Origin of the sequence: Modestobacter roseus, assembly GCF_007994135.1 — a bacterium.
Taxonomy (GTDB): domain Bacteria; phylum Actinomycetota; class Actinomycetes; order Mycobacteriales; family Geodermatophilaceae; genus Modestobacter; species Modestobacter roseus.
The window spans coordinates 4170854-4191407 of record NZ_VLKF01000001.1 but is presented as its reverse complement, the minus strand read 5'-3'; the positions used below and the strand labels follow the sequence as shown (position 1 = coordinate 4191407).

General features: G+C 73.4%; 18 protein-coding genes. 4 read left to right on the top strand and 14 right to left on the bottom strand.

Annotation, left to right across the window (positions count from 1 at the left end; translation table 11 throughout):
* The 8 genes from mnhG to JD78_RS19990 all read right to left on the bottom strand — a co-directional run bounded on the left by mnhG (position 1) and on the right by JD78_RS19990 (position 8580).
* The gene (gene mnhG, locus JD78_RS20025; protein WP_153360315.1) at positions 1-489 is read right to left on the bottom strand and encodes a monovalent cation/H(+) antiporter subunit G; all 489 of its coding nucleotides are present in this window, start codon (positions 487-489) and stop codon (positions 1-3) included.
* Positions 486-833, bottom strand: a complete 348-nt coding sequence (locus JD78_RS20020; RefSeq protein ID WP_153360313.1) for a monovalent cation/H+ antiporter complex subunit F — start codon at positions 831-833, stop codon at positions 486-488. The genes mnhG and JD78_RS20020 overlap by 4 nt, the downstream gene beginning before the upstream one ends.
* Positions 830-1414 carry a Na+/H+ antiporter subunit E gene (locus JD78_RS20015; RefSeq protein WP_228395155.1) on the bottom strand — a complete coding sequence of 195 codons (585 nt, stop codon included), beginning with the start codon at positions 1412-1414 and terminating at the stop codon, positions 830-832. The genes JD78_RS20020 and JD78_RS20015 overlap by 4 nt, the downstream gene beginning before the upstream one ends.
* Positions 1411-3204 carry a Na+/H+ antiporter subunit D gene (locus JD78_RS20010; RefSeq protein ID WP_153360311.1) on the bottom strand — a complete coding sequence of 598 codons (1794 nt, stop codon included), beginning with the start codon at positions 3202-3204 and terminating at the stop codon, positions 1411-1413. Before JD78_RS20010 ends, JD78_RS20015 begins: the two co-directional genes overlap by 4 nt.
* A complete protein-coding gene (locus JD78_RS20005) occupies positions 3201-3728 on the bottom strand; it encodes a Na(+)/H(+) antiporter subunit C (protein ID WP_153360309.1) in 528 nt (175 codons plus the stop codon). The genes JD78_RS20010 and JD78_RS20005 overlap by 4 nt, the downstream gene beginning before the upstream one ends.
* On the bottom strand, positions 3725-6613 hold the full coding sequence (locus JD78_RS20000; RefSeq protein WP_153360307.1) for a Na+/H+ antiporter subunit A: 2889 nt from the start codon (positions 6611-6613) through the stop codon (positions 3725-3727). The genes JD78_RS20005 and JD78_RS20000 overlap by 4 nt, the downstream gene beginning before the upstream one ends.
* Before the next feature lie 141 nt (positions 6614-6754).
* Entirely contained in the window at positions 6755-7414 is a 660-nt protein-coding gene (locus tag JD78_RS19995; protein WP_153360305.1) for a response regulator, read from the bottom strand.
* On the bottom strand, positions 7411-8580 hold the full coding sequence (locus JD78_RS19990) for a sensor histidine kinase (protein WP_153360304.1): 1170 nt from the start codon (positions 8578-8580) through the stop codon (positions 7411-7413). Before JD78_RS19990 ends, JD78_RS19995 begins: the two co-directional genes overlap by 4 nt.
* 187 nt (positions 8581-8767) lie before the next feature.
* On the opposite strand from JD78_RS19990, the gene JD78_RS19985 reads away from it, so the two are divergent.
* Positions 8768-9478 carry a hypothetical protein gene (locus tag JD78_RS19985; RefSeq protein WP_153360302.1) on the top strand — a complete coding sequence of 237 codons (711 nt, stop codon included), beginning with the start codon at positions 8768-8770 and terminating at the stop codon, positions 9476-9478.
* 105 nt (positions 9479-9583) lie between these two features.
* Here JD78_RS19985 and JD78_RS19980 read toward each other — a convergent pair whose 3' ends face one another.
* From JD78_RS19980 to JD78_RS19955, 6 genes are all read right to left on the bottom strand, one after another.
* Positions 9584-11440, bottom strand: coding sequence for an ABC-F family ATP-binding cassette domain-containing protein (locus JD78_RS19980; protein ID WP_153360300.1), 1857 nt, complete (start codon positions 11438-11440; stop codon positions 9584-9586).
* Between the two features lie 48 nt (positions 11441-11488).
* Entirely contained in the window at positions 11489-12133 is a 645-nt protein-coding gene (locus JD78_RS19975; protein WP_153360298.1) for a dihydrofolate reductase family protein, read from the bottom strand.
* Between the two features lie 89 nt (positions 12134-12222).
* A complete protein-coding gene (locus tag JD78_RS19970) occupies positions 12223-13113 on the bottom strand; it encodes a transglutaminase family protein (RefSeq protein WP_153360296.1) in 891 nt (296 codons plus the stop codon).
* A gap of 4 nt (positions 13114-13117) precedes the next feature.
* Positions 13118-14068, bottom strand: a complete 951-nt coding sequence (locus tag JD78_RS19965) for an alpha-E domain-containing protein (protein ID WP_153360294.1) — start codon at positions 14066-14068, stop codon at positions 13118-13120.
* Positions 14062-15738 (bottom strand): circularly permuted type 2 ATP-grasp protein, encoded by a 1677-nt coding sequence (locus tag JD78_RS19960; protein ID WP_153360292.1) that lies wholly within the window; start codon positions 15736-15738, stop codon positions 14062-14064. Before JD78_RS19960 ends, JD78_RS19965 begins: the two co-directional genes overlap by 7 nt.
* A 166-nt stretch (positions 15739-15904) precedes the next feature.
* Positions 15905-16927: a LacI family DNA-binding transcriptional regulator gene (locus JD78_RS19955; protein WP_153360290.1), complete on the bottom strand. Its 1023-nt coding sequence runs from the start codon at positions 16925-16927 to the stop codon at positions 15905-15907.
* Positions 16928-17128: 201 nt separating this feature from the next.
* Here JD78_RS19955 and JD78_RS19950 point away from each other — a divergent pair, with 201 nt between their 5' ends.
* From JD78_RS19950 to JD78_RS19940, 3 genes are all read left to right on the top strand, one after another.
* Positions 17129-18445 carry an ABC transporter substrate-binding protein gene (locus tag JD78_RS19950; RefSeq protein WP_153360288.1) on the top strand — a complete coding sequence of 439 codons (1317 nt, stop codon included), beginning with the start codon at positions 17129-17131 and terminating at the stop codon, positions 18443-18445.
* Positions 18446-18616: 171 nt separating this feature from the next.
* On the top strand, positions 18617-19600 hold the full coding sequence (locus tag JD78_RS19945; RefSeq protein ID WP_153360286.1) for a carbohydrate ABC transporter permease: 984 nt from the start codon (positions 18617-18619) through the stop codon (positions 19598-19600).
* A gap of 9 nt (positions 19601-19609) precedes the next feature.
* Positions 19610-20521, top strand: coding sequence for a carbohydrate ABC transporter permease (locus tag JD78_RS19940; RefSeq protein WP_153360284.1), 912 nt, complete (start codon positions 19610-19612; stop codon positions 20519-20521).
* Positions 20522-20554 lie beyond the last annotated feature (33 nt).

Genomic DNA, 20554 nt, shown 5'->3' with positions numbered 1-20554 from the left:
TCAGCCGGTCCCGGTCGGCCGGGGGTCGTCGTCGGGGTGGGGGTCGTCGCCGGGCTGCTCGTCGGCACCGGCGGTGCTCGTGCCGGCGGGGGCGTCGGCGGGCTCGTCCCCGGTCATCCCCTCCTCACCGGCACGCAGCTCCGCCCCGCGCTGGGCGTCCACGAGCTCGTCGACCAGCAGCAGGTCCCGGCGCACGTGCCGGCGCCGGTAGGCGATCCGGCTGACCATGTGCGCGTTGACCGGGGCGGTGATCAGCTGGAACGCGGCGACCAGCAGCAGCATCCAGGTCGCCGACAGGCCGGTGAGCCGGATGGCGCCGCCGATCACGATCAGCAGCACCCCCATCACCTGCGGCTTGGTCCCGGCGTGCATCCGGGAGAGCACGTCCGGGAACCGCAGGACCCCGAGGCCGGCGGTCAGGCAGAGGAAGGCGCCGACGAAGAGCAACGCCGCGGCGATCCAGTCGGGCACCGAGTCGAAGTCGTTCACCGGCCCGCCTCCCCGCCCTGCTGGCCGACCTGCTCGGCGCCCGGCGGCGCCAGACCGGACTCCTCGCCGTCGTCGACCGACGAGCGCAGGAGCATGCCGCCGACGTAGCGCGCGACCGCGATCGACCCGACGAAGGCCAGCAGGGAGACGACCACCAGCACCGGCACGATCGTGGGGTCGCGCATGAGCGCGGCGTACAGCGCCAGACCCGCCGTGATGATCACCAGCAGAGTGTCGGTGGCCACCACCCGGTCCAGCAGGGAGGGGCCCAGCGCCAGCCGGACCAGGGCCAGCAGCGCGCCGGCGCCCAGCATCGCGTAGACCAGGAACGAGAAGACCGTCACCGTCGCACCTCCGGGCGTCCGGGCTCCGGCGGCCGTGCGGCCGTGGGCTCGTCGTCGGCCAGCCGGGCGATGTCCTCCCGGGTGCCGAAGGCGCGCACCACCCGCTCCTCCATGGTGAACACCCCGGCCCGCTGCGACTCCACGTCGTCCTCGTCCTCGACCAGCAGCAGGTGGATGCCGAGCGTCCGCCGTGGCCGGTCGAGGTCGAGCACGATCGACCCCGGGACCAGGGTCAGCGACTCCGCGATCAGGGTGAGCAGCAGGTCGGAGTCGGTGCGCAGCTGGACGGCGATGATCGCGCCCTGCTTCATCCTGCCGGGCCGGATCGCCTGCCACGCCACCTGCGCGCTGGAGACGACCAGGTCCTTCAGGAAGTAGCCGGCGAAGGCGAGCAGGGCGATCGGGTGCAGCCGCGCCCCGGCCATCACGGCCGGGAGGGGCAGCACGTTGGTGACCAGGACCGCCACCAGCAGCCCGGACAGCAGGTTGGCCCAGGACAAGGTGCCCCACAGCAGGATCCAGACCACCACCAGCCAGGTCAGCACCGGCAGCTGGTGCCGCAACCGCATGGCGCCGCTCACGGCTGGTCCTGCTCGCCGTAGACGGCCTCGATGTAGGGCGTGCGGTCGCGGAGGTCGGCGGCGGCGCGGGTGGTCATCCCGTACAGCGGGCCGGCGATCGCGGTGAGCCCGACGGTCAGCGCCACCATCACCGCGGTGGCGCCGGTCATCACCGCGGGCAGCGGCCGCACCGACGGCGTCCGGTCGTCGTCGCCACCGCTGGGCCGGCCCTCACCACCCCCCGGGAGGGCGGTCGCCACCGCCACGTGCCGCGCCCAGGCGCCCCGCCGTCCGGTCTGCCGCGCCCGGAGGGTGGAGGTCGCACCGCCGGCGGGCCGGTCGGTGCGGCCCTCCTCGGCCGGCTCCTCCGCTGCCTCGTCGTCCGTCCCGTCGGGTTCGCCGTCGGCGCCCGGGAGTTCCTCGTCGGGACCGTCGTCGGGTCCGGCGTCCCGGGCCGCCGCGGCCGCGGTGTCCGCCGCCGGGGCCTGCGCCGAGGGACGCCAGAAGGCCCGGGTCCAGACCCGGGACATCGCCACCAGGGTCAGCAGGCTGGTCACCACCGCGCCGCCGACCAGCACGTACGCCAGCCAGCCGCCGTCGGAGATCCCGGCGCCGAGCAGGCCCACCTTGCCGATGAAGCCGGAGAACGGCGGGATGCCGGCCAGGTTCATCGCCGGGATGAAGAACAGGACAGCCAGCAGCGGGGACGCCGTGGCGAGCCCGCCGAGCCGGTCGACCGCCATCGTGCCGCCGCGTCGCTCGATCAGCCCGGCGACCAGGAACAGCGTGGTCTGGATGGCGATGTGGTGGACGACGTAGAAGATCGCGCCGGCCAGCCCCGCCGTCGACGCCAGCGCGATCCCGAACACCATGTAGCCGATGTGGCTGACCAGGGTGAAGGACAGCAGCCGCCGGATGTCGCTCTGCGCGACCGCGCCGAGGATGCCGATCACCATGGTCGCCAGCGCCGCCCACATCAGCACGTCGTCCAGGGCGCCGTCGGGGAACAGCAGGGTCTGGGTGCGGATGATCGCGTAGACGCCGACCTTGGTGAGCAGCCCGGCGAAGACCGCCGTGACCGGCGCCGGCGCCGTCGGGTAGCTGTCGGGCAGCCAGGCCGAGAGCGGGAACACCGCCGCCTTGATGCTGAAGGCGATCAGCAGCAGGCTGTGCAGCAGCAGCTGGGTGCCGTCGGGCAGGTCGCCGAGCCGGCCGGCCAGCTGCGCCAGGTTCACCGTGCCGGTCGCGGCGTAGACCAGTGCGATCGAGGCCAGGAACAGCAGCGAGCTGAGCAGGCTGACCACCACGTAGGTGATCCCGGCCCGGATCCGGGGCGCCGACCCGCCCATGGTTAGCAGCACGTAGCTGGAGGTGAGCAGCACCTCGAAGCCGACGTAGAGGTTGAACAGGTCGCCGGCCAGGAACGCGTAGCTGACACCGGCGATCAGCACCAGGAACGTCGGGTGGAAGATCGACAGCGGGGTGTTCTCGTCGTCGCCGTCGGCGGTGCCCTGGCCGACGGCGAAGACCAGCACCCCCAGCCCGACCGTGCTGGCCACGATGAGCATCAGCGCCGAGAGCCGGTCGACGACCAGCATGATCGCCACCGGTACCGGCCAGTCGCCGACGTTGACCGCGGCGGCACCGTTCGCGTCGGCGATGAGCAGCAGGGCGACCGACACGGCCACCACCGCGGTGAGCACGACGATGCTGACCGTGCGCTGCAGCCGCGCGTGGGCGCCGACGAGCAACGCCGCCGCCGCGCCCAGCAGCGGCAGCAGCACCGGCAGCGGTGCGAGGACGTCGATCACCGTCGCCTCCTCCGGGTCGGCGGGAGCGTGATGTCGTCGGAGGGCACCCCGGCGTACCGCTGGGCCAGCCGCTCCTCGACGTCGACGTCGGAGTGCAGGGCGTTCCCCTTCCCGGCCGGCCGGTCCTCGGTGGGGAGGTCGTCGGGGTCCATGTCGTCGGCGTCCATGCCCTCCCGGGTGGCGACCCGGCGGTCCTCCTCGTCGGTCTCGATGACCTCCTGGCGGACCAGCTGCCAGGACCGGTGCACCATCGCCAGCAGGAACGCGGTGACGCCGAAGGTGATCACGATGGCGGTGAGCACCAGCGCCTGCGGGAGCGGGTCGCTCATCTCCTCGGCCTCGGCGTACCCGAAGACCGGCGCCAGCATCGCCGCGCCGCTGGCGGAGAGCAGGAGCAGGTTGGTGGCGTTGCCCAGCAGGATGAAACCCAGGATCACCCGGGTCAGGCTGCGGTCCAGCAGCAGGTAGACGCCGGCGGCGTAGAGGCCGCCGATCACGACCGGCAGCACGACGGTGGGGGTCATCGGGCGATCACCTCGTCCGGGGCGGTGTCGACGGGGTCCTGCTCGTCCTCCTGGCGGTCCTGCTCCGCGCCCAGGCTGCGCAGGATGTCCAGCACCAGGCCGACCACGATCAGGTAGACGCCGATGTCGAAGAACAGGGCGGTGGGCAGGCTGGCGTGGCCCAGCACCGGGAGGTCGGCCTCCAGGTAGGCCGACTCCAGCACCTGCCCACCCAGCAGCAGCGCGGTGGCCCCGGTGCCGCCGGCGAACAGCAGGCCGGCGCCGAGGAGCAGGCCCGGGTCGATCGGCGCGGCCTCGCCGAGCTCGTAGCGGCCACCCGCCAGGTAGCGGAGCACCAGGGCGAGGCCGGCCACCAGGCCCCCGGCGAACCCGCCGCCGGGGTCGTTGTGCCCGGAGAACAGCAGGAACAGCGAGAACACCACGATGGTGTGGAAGAGGAACCGGGTCGCCACCTCCAGCACCACCGACCGGCGCTGCGGCGCCAGGGTCGAGGACGCCGACAGCCACCGGCTCCGCGGAGCCCGACGAGCCGAGCTGGGGTCCGCCCCGGTCGTGTGCTCCTCGCCGGCCCGGTCGACGGCGCCGGTGCGGCGTCGGAGGAAGACCAGGCTGGCCACCCCGGTGGCGGCCACGACCAGCACCGACAGCTCGCCCAGGGTGTCCCAGGCGCGGATGTCGACCAGGATCACGTTGACCACGTTCTGCCCGTGCCCCTCCTCGAGGGCCAGTTCGGGGATGTCCGCGGAGACCGGGGTGGCGGTCCGGGCGCTCAGCGCCGCGGCGCCCACGCCGGCCATCACCAGACCGACGCAGACCGCGATGACCGCGCGCACCGTGCGCTCGGCGGGGCGGTGCCGGTCGCCGATGTCCTTGGGCAGCTTGCGCAGCACCAGCACGAACACGACGAGGCTGAGCGTCTCGACCAGGAACTGGGTGAGCGCCAGGTCGGGCGCCCCGTGCAGCACGAACAGCAGGGCCAGGCCGTACCCGGTGATCCCGACGGCGAGCACCGCCGACAGCCGCTGCCGGATCCGGAGGGTCATCGCCGCGGCGAGCAGCACGATCGCGCCGACCAGCGCCTGCAGCGGGGTGTCCCAGGCGCGCCACTCGTCGGGCCAGGGGGTGCGCGCCAACAGCACCGAGCCGGGCAGCACCAGGACGACGACGAGGATCGTGCCCAGGTACGTGGGCAGCGACCCGCGCTGGGTGGTGCCGGTGACCAGGACGGCGATCCGGTCCAGGCCCTGGAGGGTGTTCCAGTAGCCCTCGTCGGCCGAGGCGCCGACGGCCAGCCGCTGCTGCAGCCGCATGAACTGCGAGCGCAGGGCGAAGATCGCGGCGCCGCCGAGCAGGGTGACCGCCGAGAGCGCGAGCGCGGGCTGCAGGCCGTGCCACAGCGCCAGGTGCTCGGACTCCGGCGCGATCAGCGGGAGCGTCTCGGCGTAGCGGACCACCAGGTGGTCCAGCAGCGGGCTGGCCGGGCCGGCGGCGAGCCCGGCCAGCGCCAGGACGGCCGGCGCGGCCAGGAACAGCGGCCCGGGGTGGTGCTCCAGCTCGGCGGGTGCGGTGTCCGGCAGCTCCGGCTTGCGCGCGAACGCGCCCCAGAGGAAGCGGGCGCAGTAGGCGGCGGTGAACACCGAGCCCAGGACCAGCCCGACCAGCACGACGACGGCGGTGACCCGGTCGGGGAGCCCGCCCTCCCAGAGCGCGGTGAACGCGGCCTCCTTGCCGACGAACCCGAGGAACGGCGGCAGCCCGACCAGGCTGGCCGCGGCGAGCGTGCCGATGCCCGCGAGCACCGGCATCCGGCGGCCCAGGCCGGACAGCAGCCGCAGGTCGCGGACGCCGGTCGCGTGGTCGACCACCCCGATGGTGAGGAACAGCGTGGACTTGCTGAGCGCGTGCGCGACGGTCATCGCGAGCCCGGCCGCCGCCAGTTCCTCGCTGCCGGCGCCGACCATGGTGATCAGGAAGCCGAGCTGGCTGACCGTGCTGAAGGCCAGCAGCAGTTTCAGGTCGTTCTGCCGCAGCGAGCGCCACCCACCGATCAGCATGGTGGCCACGCCCAGGCCGAGCACGATCGGCCGCCAGCCGGGGACGTCGGCGAAGCCCGGGGCCAGCCGGGCCACCAGGTAGATGCCGGCCTTCACCATCGCCGCCGCGTGCAGGTAGGCGCTGACCGGGGTCGGTGCCTCCATCGCGGCCGGCAGCCAGAAGTGGAAGGGCACCATCGCCGACTTGGTCACCGCACCGGCCAGCACGAGGACCGTGCCGGCCACCAGCACCGGGCCGCTGCCCGGGTCGGCCACGATCACCGACAGCAGCCGGCTGCCGCTGGCCGAGGAGATCATCAGCAGCCCGACCAGCATGGCCAGGCCGCCGGCGGTGGTGAGCAGCAGCGCCTGGCTCGCCGCCCGCCGCCCGGCGAGCTTGGCCCCCGAGCCGCCGATCAGCAGGAAGGAGAAGACGGTGGTGAGCTCCCAGAACACGTAGAGCACCAGCACGTCGTCGGCGAGGACCAGGCCGAGCATCGAGCCGGCGAAGGCGGTCATCACCCCGGCGAACCGGCCGATGCCCTCGTCGTCGGGCTCGAAGTAGCGGGCGCAGTACACCAGCACCAGCGCACCGACCCCGGTGACCAGCGCGGCGAAGGTGAGCGACAGGGCGTCCAGCCGGAGCGCGATCTGCAGGTCCAGCGCCGGGATCCAGGAGAGCGTCTCGAGGACCTCTCCCCCGTCGACCACCGTGCGCAGCTGGGCCAGCACCCAGCCGAAGGCCGTCGCCGGGACGAGCGCCAGGACCAGGAACGCCTGGCGTCCCCACCAGCGCACGAGCAGCGGGGCGAGGACCGCGGCGGCGAGGTGGAGGATCAGCAGCAGGCCCAACGGGTCCCTTCCGGTCGTCGTCGGCCGGGCGTGCAGAGCACGCACCTCGGATCGGCGCGATCGATTCGTTGCGCCCCATCCTCCCGGGGCGGGCCGGTCCCGGCGACTCGACGCGATCTTCGTCACCGCCCGCACGGCGGGTCACCGCCCCGGCGTGACCAGCCCGCTCTCGTAGGCGAACGCGACGGCCTGCACCCGGTCCCGCAGGCCGAGCTTGAGCAGCACGCGGCTGACGTGCGTCTTCACCGTCGCCTCCCCCAGGTACAGGCGACCGGCGATCTCCGCGTTGGAGAGCCCCGCGGCCACCAGGGCCAGCACGTCGGTCTCCCGCTCGGTGAGCTGCGCCAGCGCGGCGGCGCGCACCGGATCGGGGGCCGGGGCGGTCGCGAAGGACTCGATGACCCGCAGGGTGACCGCCGGGTCGAGCAGACCCCCACCGTCGGCGACGGTGCGCACCGCGGCCACCAGGTCCTCCGGCGGGGCGACCTTGAGCAGGAACCCGCTCACCCCGGCCCGCAACGCGGCGCTCACGTACTCGTCCTCGTCGAACGTGGTCAGCACCACCACGCGGGTGGGCAGTCCCGCGGAGATGATCCGGCGGGCCGCCTCCAGCCCGTCGACCCCGGGCATCCGGACGTCGAGCAGGACGACGTCGGGGCGCAGCGCGGTGACCACCCGCAGGCCCTCCGCGCCGTCGGCCGCCTCCCCCACCACCTCGACGTCCGGCTCGGCGGCGAGCACCATGCGCAGCCCGGTGCGCACCATCGCCTGGTCGTCGACCAGCACCACCCGGATCGTCACCCGGCCACCGCCGGGGTGCGCACGGCGCTCACCGGGAAGCTGGCACGCACCCGGTAGCCGCCACCGCGCACCGGCCCGACCTCCAGGCTGCCGCCGGCGACCGCGACCCGCTCCCGCATGTGCAGCTGCCCGAACCCGCCCGGGGCGGCGTCCACCACCGGCTCGCTCACCCGTGGCCGGCCGTCGTCGGTGACCGTCACGGTCACCCGGTCGGGCCGCCAGGCGAGCTCCACCCGGGTCGCCGCCGCCCCGGCGTGCCGGACGACGTTGGACAGCGCCTCCTGCACCACCCGGACCGCGGCGACGTCGACCAGCTGCGGCAGCGGCACCGGGTCGCCGGCGACCCGCAGCTCGACGGGCACCCCGCCGGCCCGCAGCTCGTCCAGCACCGCGTCCAGGCGGGTCAGCGAGGGCTGCGGGGCCGGGTCGCCGGTGGCCGGCTCGCGGAGCACGCCGACGACCCGGCGCATCTCCTCCACCGCCTCCCGGCCCAGCCGCTCCAGGCCGAGCAGCACCTGCTGCGCCTCGGGCTGGTCGGGCAGCAGGCGGCGCAGGCCGCCCATCTGCAGCACCATGACGCTCACCGAGTGGGCCACCGAGTCGTGCACCTCGCGGGCGATGCGGGCCCGCTCGGCCACCGCCGCCGCCGTCGCCACCGTCTCCTGCTGGGCGGCCAGCCGGGCGGCGAGCACCGCCAGCTCGCGGGAGCGCTGCCGGGACTGGCGCACGAGCAGGCCCACGCCCCACGCCACCCCGGTGACCAGCAGGTAGAAGAAGCCCTCCCAGGGCGAGGGGGTGAAGAGCACGCCGGCCACGAGCACCACCAGCGTCGCCGTCGCGGCCACCAGCACGCCCCGCCGCACCGCCAGCACCGCCGCGGCGTGACCGATCAGGACGGCCATCCCGATCAGCTGCGCCCCTCCCGGCCCGGGTGCGCCCAGCGCGACGTTGCCGAGCACGGTGCACGAGCCCAGCAGGGCGGTCGCCGCCGGCCAGCGCGGGCAGCAGGCCAGCAGCAGCCCCACCGCCAGGCCCGGCAGGGCCAGCGCCAGGTCCTGCCGCAGGAAGGTGTCGATCGCCGACTCCAGCACCGCCATGCCGCCGATCAGCAGCCCCACCGCGGGCCACGTCCAGCGCCCGGCGGAGCGGGGGTCCCAGCGCGGCATGCGAGCACGGTAGGGCGCCGCGGACGGGCCGGACATCCCCCGCGCGACGGACCCACCGAGGCCTCCGTTCCACCGTGCGGCGGACCCCGGTCGGTGCGTGCGGACGGACGTGGCCAGCGGCCCGCCGTCCCTAGCTTTCTGCCCAGCACCGCGACGAGACGGTGCAGAACCGATCCGAGGACGGACGATGACCACCCAGCTCCCCACCCCCACCAGCCGGCCGGCGCCCATCGCGAGCGCCGCCGACCGGCCCGCCCGCAGCGCGGCCGCCCGGCTGCTGCCCATCGCCGGCGCCGCGCTGGTCGCCGGCCCGCTACTCTACGTCGCGGGCATGGCGACCTCGCCGACGGCGGACTCGATGGCCCCGGCCGACTACATCGCCTCCCTCGCCCGGGACGAGGGGCAGACGGCGCTCTCGGCGCTGCTGCTGCACTACGGCAACCTGCTGCTCGCGCTGGCCTGGCTGGCGGCCCCCACCCTGGTCCGCGGCCGCCGCGGCGGCGGGCTGACGCTGGTCGGCGCCCTGCTGTCGTCGCTCGGGCTGGTGAGCGTGACCGGGTTGGTGCTGTCGGACTTCTGGACCGGCGCCGTCGGACGCGAGCTGGACCCGGCGACGGCCGAGGCGCTGTTCACCACGGTCGAGGGTTCCGCCGGGATGGGCGTCGTCGGCCTGCTGACCCTGTTCGGGCTGGTCGGCCCGGTCGTGGTCCTGGCCGGCCTCGCGCGGGCCGGGGTGATCAGCTGGTGGCTGCTGGCCCCCGCCGTCGTCTCCCTCGGGCTGTCGATGGCGTTCCCGTTCCAGCCGCTGCTGTTCGCGGGCTTCGCGCTGGTCGGCGCCGTCCCGACCGTCGTGGTCGGGATCCGGCTGCTGCAGCGGTCGCGGGCCGGTGCCGTCTGAGGCGCCGTCGTCCAACCGCACCACAAGGCGTCCCCCTGCACCGACGTTAGTGCGGGGGGACGCCTTGTGATCAGGTCACCTGATCGAAAACCCGGGAGGCGTGGGTCAGCCCTCGGCGATCTCCGCGGCGGCCAGCCAATCGGTCTCCACCTGCTCCTTCTCCGCCTGCACCGCCCGCAGCTGCGCGTCCAGCTCGGCGGCCTTCCCGTAGTCGGCGGCGGCCGCCGCGAGCTGCTCGTGCAGCTTCTTCTCGTCGGCGTCGAGCTTGAGCATCCGGCGCTCCAGCCGGGAGGCCTCCTTGCGGGCCGCCCGGGAGTCCGCCGCGCTGTGCGCGGGCGCGGAGGAGCTGCCCACCGGGGCCGCGGCGCCGGACCCGGGCAGCGCGGCCTCCCCGGCGGCGCGGCGTCGCAGGTACTCCTCCACCCCGCCGGGCAGCGCGGCCAGCGAGCCGTCGCCCATCAGCGCGACCACCGAGTCGCAGACCCGGTCGACGAAGTACCGGTCGTGGCTGACCACCAGCACCGTGCCGGGGAAGCCGTCGAGCAGGTCCTCCAGCGCGGTGAGGGTGTCGATGTCCAGGTCGTTGGTCGGCTCGTCGAGCAGCAGCACGTTCGGCTCGGCCATCAGCAGCCGCAGCAGCTGCAGCCGCCTCCGCTCACCACCGGAGAGGTCGCCCACCGGCGTCCACTGCCGGTTCGCCGCGAAGCCGAACCGCTCGGCCAGCGTGGACGCGGAGATCTCCTGGTTGCCGATCTTGGCGATCCGGGCGACGTCCTGCACCGCCTCGAGCACCCGCTGCCGGGGATCGAGCTCGGTGACGTGCTGGGACAGGTAGGCCGCCGACACCGTCTGGCCGGTGACGACCTCCCCGGCGTCCGGCTGCGCCTCGCCCACCAGCAGCTTGAGCAGCGAGGTCTTGCCGGCGCCGTTCACCCCGACGACGCCGATCCGGTCGCCTGGACCCACGTGCCAGGTCAGGTCGCGGAACAGCGTGCGCTCGCGCGGGGCCTCCGGGTCGGCCGGCCCGGCCGGGTCGGCGGCGTCGTCCACCGGGCCACGGCCGCGCACCGTGAAGGTGACGTCCTCGACGTCGTAGACCGTCTTGCCCAGCCGCCGGGCGGCGAAGCCGGCCAGCGCCATGGTGTCCCGGGCGGGCGGCTCGTCGGCGATCAGCGCCTGGGCGGCCTCGATCCGGAACTTCGGCTTGCTGGTGCGGGCCGGCGGGCCCCGGCGCAGCCAGGCCAGCTCCTTGCGCACCAGGTTGAGCCGGCGCTCCTCGGTGACGTTGGCGATCCGGGCGCGCTCGGCGCGGGCCAGCGTGTAGGCGGAGTAGCCACCCTCGTAGGCGTGCACGCTGCCGTCGGCGACCTCCCACGTCGTGGTGGAGACCTCGTCGAGGAACCAGCGGTCGTGGGTCACGACGATCAGCCCGCCGGTGCGGGCCTTCACGTACTCGGCCAGCCAGGCCACGCCCTCGACGTCGAGGTGGTTGGTCGGCTCGTCGAGCACCAGCAGGTCCAGCGGGCGGATCAGCTGGGCGGCCAGTGAGACGCGGCGCCGCTCACCGCCGGACATCGGGGCGACCGGGGAGTCCAGCCCGATCCGGTCCAGCTCCAGGCCGGTGAGCACCGAGCGGACCGCGGCGTCCCCGGCCCACTCGTGCTCGGCGGCGAACCGGGAGGCGGGCAGCACGACGTCGCGGACCGTCGTCCCCGGCGGCAGGGTGCCCGACTGGTCGAGCACCCCCATGGCCAGGTCGCCGCGGCGGGTGACCCGGCCGGAGTCGGGCTCCTGGGTGCCGGTGAGCACGCCGAGGAGGGTGGACTTGCCGCCACCGTTGCGGCCGACCACACCGATCCGCTCACCGGCGGCGACGCCGAGGGAGACGTCGTCCAGGATCACCGTCGTCCCGTGGGCCTTCGACACCCGTTCCAGGTTGACCAGGTTCAGGGGTGCGCTCATCGCCGACCAGCATCCCAGGTGCGCCGGGAACGGCGGTGAGCAGCCGGGTCAACGCCGCCAGAACAGGTGGTGGGTCACCCCGCTCGGGCTGGGCACGACCTCGTGGTGGAACCGGTCGGTCAGCTCGTCCGGGGAGGTCCACAGCCGTGAGCCGGCGCCGATCTCCACCGGCGCCACCGCCACGTGCATGGTGTCGACGAGATCGGCGTCCAGGAACTCACGGACGCTGGCGGCTCCCCCGCCGAGCCGGACGTCCCGGCCGTCGGCCGCTGCCTTCGCCTGCTCGAGCACCTCGGCCGGTTCGCCGCCGACGAAGTGGAACGTGGTGTCCGACAGCGAGAACGACGGGCGCGGGTGGTGGGTGAGCACGAACACGGGCGTGTGGAAGGGCGGCTCGTCGCCCCACCAGCCGCGCCACTCGTGGTCGGTCCACGGGCCGCGCTGGGGACCGAACTTGCTGCGGCCCATGATCTCGGCGCCGATGTTGCGGGCGAACTCGCGCATGAAGTGGTCGTCCAGGCCGCGGGTGCCGCCGGGCTCGGTGCGGTTGGGCCAGCTGGCGGTGGCGAACGCCCAGGCGCCGAGCACCGTCGGGTCGGCGGAGCCGAACGGCCGCGCCAGGCTCTGCCCCTCACCCGCGCCGAAGCCGTCGCTGGACAGCATGAAGTTGTGCACCCTGAGCAGTTGCGGCACGGGAGCCTCCTCGCGGGCCGTTCGGGATCGGCCCCCTCGCAGGGTCCCACCGCGAGCCTGCGAGTGGTGGGGGGCGAGGGGGTCCTTCATCAGGCGAGCCGGGTGACCTCCACGGTCACGGTGGATCCCTCGCTCCGGGGTCCGGAGAAGATGCCCTTCAGCGGCGGGACGTCGGAGTAGTCGCGGCCCCGGCCCAGGGCGACGTGCCGCGGCCCGATCTCGACGGAGTTGGTCGGGTCGTAGCCGGACCACCCACCGTCCCACCACTCCACCCAGGCGTGGCTCTCCCCGGTGACCGCCTCGCCGATGCCGGCGTCCGGCCGGGGGTGCAGGTACCCGGAGACGTAGCGGGAAGGCAGCCCGAGCGCGCGGAGCAGGCCGATCGACACGTGCGAGATGTCCTGGCAGACACCCTTGCCGTGCGTCCACGCCTGCATCGCGTTGGTCTTCACGCTGGTCGCGCCGGAGAGGTACTCGATGTGGTCGCGGACGAACCGGCACACCACGTGCCCGGCCTCCCGCGGGCCGGCGTCACCGACCGCGGCCCGTACCGCCCGGACCACCGGGGGGTCCATCGCGGTCAGCGTGGTCGGCCGGAGCATCTCCCCGAACCGGTCGAGCACGTCCGGCGTCGCCAGCTCCGCCCAGCCCACCGGACCGGGCAGGTGCGGCTCCGGACCGGCCTCGACCACCGAGGTCGCGGTGACCACCAGCTCGGTGTGCGGGCCGTGCAGGTCGAAGGCGGTGACGGTCGAGCCCCAGTAGTCGCGGTAGGCCAGCACCGTGGCGGCCGGCTCGATCTCCACCCGGGAGCGCAGCGTCGTCTGCCGGGTGCTGTTCTCCGGCGTCATCCGTGCCTCGTTGTAGGACGAGCGGACCGGCCCGGCGTAGCGGAAGGCGCTGCGGTGCACGACCTGCAGCCGCCAGCGGTCGGCGCCGACCCGGCTGGGGACGGTGTGCTGGGTCTGGAACTGGGTCATCGGCTCAGACCGCCCCCTCGGGCACCCACACCTGGGGCGCCTGCTCGGTGAAGAACCGGCCGGTGACCGCCTCGCTGGCGGAGGAGCTCATCCGCTGCAGCTCGTCGAGGCGGGCCGGCAGGGTCGCCAGGATCTCGTCGGTCCGCATGAACTCCAGCATCGTCCGGGCCCGGCCCACGATCCGGTGCGCCTCGCCGGCGACGCCGATCCGGTGGCCCTCCCGCACGTTGGCCCGCTCCAGCTCGGCCAGGCACCCCTCGGCCTGCTCCAGCGCGGCGAACACCGAACGGGGGAAGAGCCGGTCCAGCAGCAGGAACTCCGCGGCCCGACTGGAGTTCACCGCACCGCGGTAGGTGCGCAGGTAGGGCTCGTAGGCGCCGGTCGAGCGCAGCACCAGCGTCCAGGACGGCGCCGAGTCACCGGCCAGCACGCGGGTGGAGAGCATCCGCGCGGTCATGTCGACGCGCTCCAGCGACCGGCCGAGGATGAGGAACAGCCAGCTCTCGTCCCGGCTCATCGTGGCGTCGGCCAGCCCGAACACCATCGCCGAGCGCTCGCGGACGAACCGGAACAACGAGTGCGGGCCGTAGCGGCGGGCCATGGTGCGCTGCTGGGGCAGCGCGTTGTGGGTGACGTTGAGCGACTCCCAGATCTCCGCCGACAGCACCTCCCGAGCGCCGCGGGCGTTCTCCCGGGCCGCGGAGAGCGCGCCGACGATCGAGCTGGGGCTGGCCCGGTCGAACGCCAGGGTGGCCAGCACCCGCTCGGTGTCCGCCTCGGACTCCGGGCAGGGCGCGCCCATCAGCGCCAGCAGGTTCGCGCAGGCCCGGCGTTCGTCGATCCACGGGTCCTCGACCAGCCGCTGGGTGTGCACGTCGAGGATGCGGGCGGTGTCGTCGGCCCGCTCGATGTACCGGCCGATCCAGAACAGCGACTCCGCGATCCGGCTCAGCATGCGCAGCCACCGCCGCCCGGAGCAGCGCCACCAGCCGTCGGCCCCGCCCAGAGGCTCGGCCCGAGCTCGCGAGGGCTGAGGGGTGCGGGGTCCTTCGACTGCTGCTGTTGCTGGGACTGGGCCAGCGCGTTGTCGTTGGGTGGCCCCGGGTCCTGCGCGGGCGGGTCGGCCGGCAGGTCGGCGGTGGTGAACTCGATCCGGGTGACGTCGTGCTCGGGTGCCGGCTCGGCCACCCGCCGGGGCGGGGTGATCACCCAGGTGTCCTTCGAGCCGCCGCCCTGGCTGGAGTTGACCACCAGCTCGCCCTCCGGCAGCGCCACCCGGGTCAACCCGCCGGGGAGCACCCAGACGTCGGAGCCGTCGTTGACCGCGAACGGCCGCAGGTCGACGTGGCGCGGGGCGATCCGGCCGTTGATCAACGTGGGCGACGTCGACAGGCCGATCGGCTTCTGTGCGATCCAGTCCCGCGGGGCGGCGCGCACCTTCTCCGCCAGCTCCTCGAGGGTCCGTTCGTCGGCCCGCGGGCCGATCACGATGCCCTTGCCGCCCGAGCCGTCGACCGGCTTCAGCACCAGCCGGTCGAGGTTGGCCAGCACCCACTCGACGACGTCGGGGTCGTCCAGCCGGTGCGTCTCGGCGTTGGCCAGCACCGGCTCCTCGGCGAGGTAGTACCGGATCAGGTCGGGCACCCAGGTGTAGAGCAGCTTGTCGTCGGCGACGCCGTTGCCCACTGCGTTGGCGATGGTCACCCGCCCGGCCCGGGCCGCGTTGAGCACCCCGGCGCAGCCGATCACCGAGTCGGACCGGAAGTGCACGGGGTCGAGGAACTCGTCGTCGATCCGCCGGTAGATGACGTCGACGCGCTGCTGCCCGTCCGTCGTCCGCATGCTCACCTGCCCGCCGGAGCAGACCAGGTCCCGGCCCTCGACGAGTTCGACGCCCATCTGGCGGGCCAGCAGCGCGTGCTCGAAGTAGGCGGAGTTGTAGACGCCGGGGGTCAGCAGCACGACCGTGGGATCGGCGACCGACGGCGGGGCGGAGGCCTTCAGCGCGGCCAGCAGCCGGCCCGGGTAGTCCGACACCGGCAGGATCCGGTGGTCGGCGAACAGCTCGGGCAGCACCTGGCTCATCGCCGCCCGGTTCGTGATCACGTAGCTGACGCCGGACGGCGAGCGGAGGTTGTCCTCCAGCACCCGGAAGTCGCCGGCCTCGTCGCGCACCAGGTCGATGCCGCTGACGTGCAGGCGGACGCCGTTGGGCGGCACCAGCCCGTGCGCGGCGCGGTGGAAGTGGGCGCTGGTGGTGACGACGCTGCGCGGCACGATCCCGTCGGCGAACACCTGGCCGGCGCCGTACACGTCGGCCAGGAACGCCTCCAGCGCGTGCACCCGCTGGGCCACCCCGCGCTCGATGAGCGACCACTCCCCCGCACCGATCACCCGCGGCACGATGTCCAGCGGGAAGGGCTGCTCCTCACCGGCGTGCGCGAAGGTGACCCCGGCGTCGCGGTAGGTCTGGGACAGCACGTCCGCGCGGGCGGCGAGCTCCTCGCCCGACATCGGCTGCAGCGAGCCGAAGAGCCCGGTGTAGGGCGGGCGTGGCTGCGACGGGGCCGAGAACATCTCGTCCCACTGCTGCCCGAGGGGGTAGCCGTCGAAGAGGTCCGCCATGCGACGAACCTAGACACGGCGTGTGTCCCGCGCGTTTCGACGCGAGGTGACCCGCTGGAACGACCCCTCGCCGGGGACCGCCGCGAGCCAGGTGACTCGATGGAACGGCCCCCTCGCAGGGGCCCGCCGCGAGCTTGCGAGCGGTGGGGGGCGAGGGGGTCCTTCGTCAGGCGGAGGCGCGGCGGACCAGCCGGGTCGGGACAATCCGGGACTCCGCCCGCTCACCGTCGATCTGGCGCAGCAGCAGCTCGGTGAGCAGCGGGGTCATGTCGCCCAGCGGCTGGGCGACCGTGGTCAGCGGCGGGTCGCAGACCGCGGCGACGGCCGCGTCGTCGAAGCCGACGACGGCGACGTCGTCGGGCACCCGTCGGCCCGCCGCCCGCAGGGTGCGCAGCGCACCGACGGCCATCGGGTCGGAGGCGACGAACACCGCGTCGAGGTCGGGGGCATCCTCCAGCAGCTCGGCCATCGCCCGGGCCCCACCGGCCTCGGTGAAGTCGCCCTCGGCCACCATCCGGGGTGCGGCCTCCACGCCGGCGGCCTGCAGCGCCGAGCGCCAGCCGTGCAACCGGTCGACGCCGGCGATCATGTCCAGCGGGCCGGTGACCGTGCCGATGCGCCGCCGGCCGGTGCTGAGCAGGTGCCGGGCGGCCAGCTCGGCGCCGCCGGAGTTGTCGGCGTCGACGTAGGCGAGGTCCCGGCCGTCGAAGGGGCGACCGCACAGGACCAGCGGGATGCCGGCCTCCTCGAGGATCTCCGGCAGCGGGTCATTGCTGTGCACCGACATCAGGATCACGCCGTCGACGTGGCCCTGGCGGGCGTACCGGCCGATCTTCTGCTGCTCACGCTCGTCGCGGGCGGTCAGCAGCACCAGGTTGAGGTCGGTGTCGGCCAGGGTTGCGGACACCCCGCGCACGATGCTGGCGAAGAACGGGTCGCTGAACACCTGGGTGTTGGGCTCGTTGAGCACCAGCGCGATCGTGTCGGTGCGCCGGGTGACCAGGCTGCGGGCCATCCGGTTGGGGACGTAGCGCAGCTGCGCGACCGCCGACCGCACCGCCTCGCGCGCCTCCGGGCTCACGCGCGGGGAGTCGTTGATGACCCGGGAGACGGTGGCCCGGGAGACGCCGGCGAGCACGGCGACCTCGTCCAGCGTCGGGGACGCCGGACGCGCGGTGGTGTCGGTCATCGGGCTCCCGTGCTGGCGTGGTGGTCTCCCCATGGTGACGTGTGAGAGCGCTTTCCGACACCCCCTCACCGTGTCCCAACCGTTACTTGACACGTGACAGTGACCCACACCACTCTGTGCCGCACAGCCGTGAGAGCGTTCTCACACCCCGCAGCGGCCCTGCATCGGAGCAGGCGCCCCGGGGTCTCCTCAGGAGGTCAGATGTCCCGTTCCACGCGAGGCAAGGCGGTGTTCGGGGCGGCGCTGGCCGCAGCCCTGCTGACTGCCGGTTGCGGCTCGGACGACAGCAGCGCTGCTGCCGCCGACTACGACCCGGACGCGCCCGTCACCCTGACGGTCGGCACGTTCGGCACGATGGACTTCGACAACGCCGGTCTCTACGAGGAGTACATGGCGCTGCACCCCAACGTCACGATCGAGCAGAACAACGTCGCCCAGTCCGCGGCCTACTACAAGTCGCTGCAGACCCGGCTGGCCGCCAACTCCGGCCTCGACGACATCCAGGCCCTGGAGATCGGCTTCATCGCCGACGTCGTGCGCAACCACGCCGACGCGTTCGTCGACTGGAGCCAGGAGGAGAACGCCGACGAGCTGGAGGGCAACTTCTACGACTGGAAGTGGGGCCAGGCCACCACCTCCGACGGCGCCACGATCGCCCTCGGCACCGACACCGGCCCGCAGGCCATGTGCTACCGCAAGGACCTGTTCCAGGAGGCCGGCCTGCCCACCGACCGCGCTGAGGTGGCCGAGCTGTGGCCGACCTGGGACGCGTACCTGGACGCCGCGCGGCAGTACCAGTCCACGTCCGACGCCGCCTTCGTCGACAGCCCGGCGAGCATCTTCTCCTCCTCGGTGTACCAGGGCGAGGTCGCCTACAACGACGAGGACGGCAACCCGATCCCGGGGGAGAGCGAGGGCGTCGAGCGGGCGTGGGGCTACGCCAGCCAGGCCGCCGAGGAGGGCCTGACCGCCAACCTCAGCCAGTTCGGTGACGAGTGGAACGCCGCGTTCTCCAACGGGGCGTTCGCCACGATCGCCTGCCCCGCCTGGATGCTCGGCTACATCAACTCCCAGATGGGTGACTCCGGTGCCGGGCTGTGGGACATCGCCCCGCTGCCGGGTGCCGCGGAGGGCGCCAGCAACTGGGGCGGCTCGTTCCTCGGCGTCCCGGCCGACGGCCCGAACGTCGAGGCCGCCAAGGACCTGGTCGAGTGGCTCACCGCCCCGGAGCAGCAGGTGAAGATGTTCACCGAGGCAGCGCACTTCCCCTCCAGCGAGCAGGCCGCGGAGGACCCGGGCGTCCAGGACGCGGTGAACGAGTACTTCAGCGGCGCACCGACCGGGGCGATCTTCGGTGAGTCGGCGGCGAACATCCGCCGGACGCCGATCGGCCCGTACGACACCCAGATCCAGGAGGCCTTCACCACCGGCCTGACGGACATCGCCACCCGTGGGACGAGCCCCGACCAGGCGTTCGAGGACGCGCTGAAGGCGGCCGAGCAGGCCATCGGCGGCTGAGCCCCGCTCGGCACGCCGATCCGGACGCGGTGCCCGGGAGCGTCTCCCGCTCCCGGGCACCTGCACCGGCCCCGCCGACCGCACCCGCGGCGGGACCGGCTGCCCCGGCCGGGTCCTCCAGCCAGGACCCCTCGCCCGCCCGACCCGCGCACCCGACCGTCAGGACCCCGCATGACCATCGCGAGTGGCACCGTCCGCGAGGCGGCCATCGCCGCACCCCCACCCGACAGGCCCGACTTCCCCGCCCGCCCCCGCAGGCGTCGGCGGCTCACCCGGAACCGCTGGGGCTACGCCTACGTCGCCCCGTTCTTCCTGGTCTTCGCCGCCTTCAGCCTCTACCCGTTCCTCTACACCGCCTGGATCTCGCTGCACCGCACGAGCCTGAGCAACATCAACGGCGGTGAGTTCATCGGCCTGGAGAACTACCGCAACCTGCTGGAGAGCGAGTTCTTCTGGAACGCCGCCCGCAACACCCTCACCATCGGGATCCTCTCCACGGTCCCCCAGCTGTGCATGGCCCTGGGCCTGGCCCACCTGCTCAACTACAAGCTCCGCGGCCGGACCTTCTTCCGCACCGTGATGCTGATGCCGTACGCGACGAGCATCGCCGCGGCGACCCTGGTCTTCGCCCAGCTCTTCGGCCGCGACTACGGCCTGATCAACACCGGCCTGGAGGCCGTCGGCCTGGACCGGATCGACTGGGAGGCCGGCACCGTGAGCAGCCAGGTCGCGATCGCCGTGATCGTGACCTGGCGCTGGACCGGCTACAACGCGCTGATCTACCTGGCCGCCATGCAGTCGATCCCCGGCGAGTTGTACGAGGCCGCGGAGATCGACGGCGCCAGCAAGTGGAAGCAGTTCCTGCACGTGACCATCCCGTCGCTGCGCCCGACGATCCTGTTCACCGTCGTCATCTCCACCATCGGCGCCGTGCAGCTGTTCGGTGAGCCGCTGCTGTTCGCCGGCAACGGCACCACCAGCGGTGGCTCCGCGGGCCAGTACCAGACGCTGGGCCTGCTCATGTACCAGCAGGGCTGGACCAACTTCCACATCGGGCAGGCGGCCACCACCGCCTGGGCGATGTTCCTGATCATCCTGGTGATCGTGGGGGTCAACGCCGTGATCGGCCGCCTCCGCTCCCGGGCCGAGCGGTAGGAGGCGGGCATGGCGACGATCGCTCTCCCGGACACGGAGCAGACCGAGGCACCCTCGACCACCGGCGGGCCCACCAGGCGCCGCGGCAAGGGCGCCGGCGGGAAGAACGGCAAGGCCGGGCCGGTGGCGTACACCCTGCTCACCCTGGTGTCGCTGGTGTCGATCTTCCCCCTCTACTGGACCGTGGTGGCCGGGTCGCACACCAACGCCGAGATCGCGGCGACCCCGCCGCCGTTCCTGCCCAACGCCAGCTTCTTCGACAACATGCGGCTGGCGCTGGACCAGGCCCCGATCGGACTGGCCATCCTGAACTCGGTGCTGGTCTCCAGCGCGATCACGATCGGCACGGTGCTGTTCTGCACGCTGGCCGGGTTCGCCTTCGCCAAGCTGCAGTTCCGCGGCCGCGGGCTGCTGCTCGCGCTGGTGATCGGCACGATGATGGTGCCCACCCAGCTGGCGGTGATCCCGCTGTTCATGATGATCGCCGAGCTGCAGTGGGTGAACCAGCTGCAGGCGGTCATCCTGCCCACCCTGGTCAGCGCGTTCGGCGTCTTCTTCATGCGCCAGTTCCTGATCTCCGCGCTGCCCAACGAGCTGCTGGAGGCCGGCCGCGTCGACGGCGCGTCGACCTTCCGGATCTTCCGGTCGATCGTGCTGCCGGTGGCCCGCCCGGCGATGGCGGTGCTGGCGATGCTCACCTTCCTCACCGCGTGGAACGAGTTCTTCTGGCCGCTCATCGCGCTGACCACCGCCAACCCGACCGTGCAGGTCGCGCTGGCAGGGCTGGGCTCCGGCTACGTCCCGCAGCGCGCGGTGATCATGGCCGGCACGCTGCTGGGCACCCTGCCGGTGCTCATCGTCTTCGCGATCCTCGGCAAGCAGATCGTCGGCGGCATCATGCAGGGCGCGGTGAAGGGATGACCGGCGCCCACCTCCCGACCCCCTCACCGTCCA

What these genes read in the sequence shown, in the direction of transcription:
- JD78_RS20005 (WP_153360309.1), bottom strand. Translation starts at nt 3,728, where the DNA reads ATGACCCCCACCGTCGTGCTGCCGGTCGTGATCGGCGGCCTCTACGCC.
- JD78_RS19990 (WP_153360304.1), bottom strand. Translation starts at nt 8,580, where the DNA reads ATGCCGCGCTGGGACCCCCGCTCCGCCGGGCGCTGGACGTGGCCCGCG.
- JD78_RS19985 (WP_153360302.1), top strand. Translation starts at nt 8,768, where the DNA reads ATGACCACCCAGCTCCCCACCCCCACCAGCCGGCCGGCGCCCATCGCG.
- JD78_RS19980 (WP_153360300.1), bottom strand. Translation starts at nt 11,440, where the DNA reads ATGAGCGCACCCCTGAACCTGGTCAACCTGGAACGGGTGTCGAAGGCC.
- JD78_RS19970 (WP_153360296.1), bottom strand. Translation starts at nt 13,113, where the DNA reads ATGACCCAGTTCCAGACCCAGCACACCGTCCCCAGCCGGGTCGGCGCC.
- JD78_RS19965 (WP_153360294.1), bottom strand. Translation starts at nt 14,068, where the DNA reads ATGCTGAGCCGGATCGCGGAGTCGCTGTTCTGGATCGGCCGGTACATC.
- JD78_RS19960 (WP_153360292.1), bottom strand. Translation starts at nt 15,738, where the DNA reads ATGGCGGACCTCTTCGACGGCTACCCCCTCGGGCAGCAGTGGGACGAG.
- JD78_RS19955 (WP_153360290.1), bottom strand. Translation starts at nt 16,927, where the DNA reads ATGACCGACACCACCGCGCGTCCGGCGTCCCCGACGCTGGACGAGGTC.
- JD78_RS19950 (WP_153360288.1), top strand. Translation starts at nt 17,129, where the DNA reads ATGTCCCGTTCCACGCGAGGCAAGGCGGTGTTCGGGGCGGCGCTGGCC.
- JD78_RS19945 (WP_153360286.1), top strand. Translation starts at nt 18,617, where the DNA reads ATGACCATCGCGAGTGGCACCGTCCGCGAGGCGGCCATCGCCGCACCC.
- JD78_RS19940 (WP_153360284.1), top strand. Translation starts at nt 19,610, where the DNA reads ATGGCGACGATCGCTCTCCCGGACACGGAGCAGACCGAGGCACCCTCG.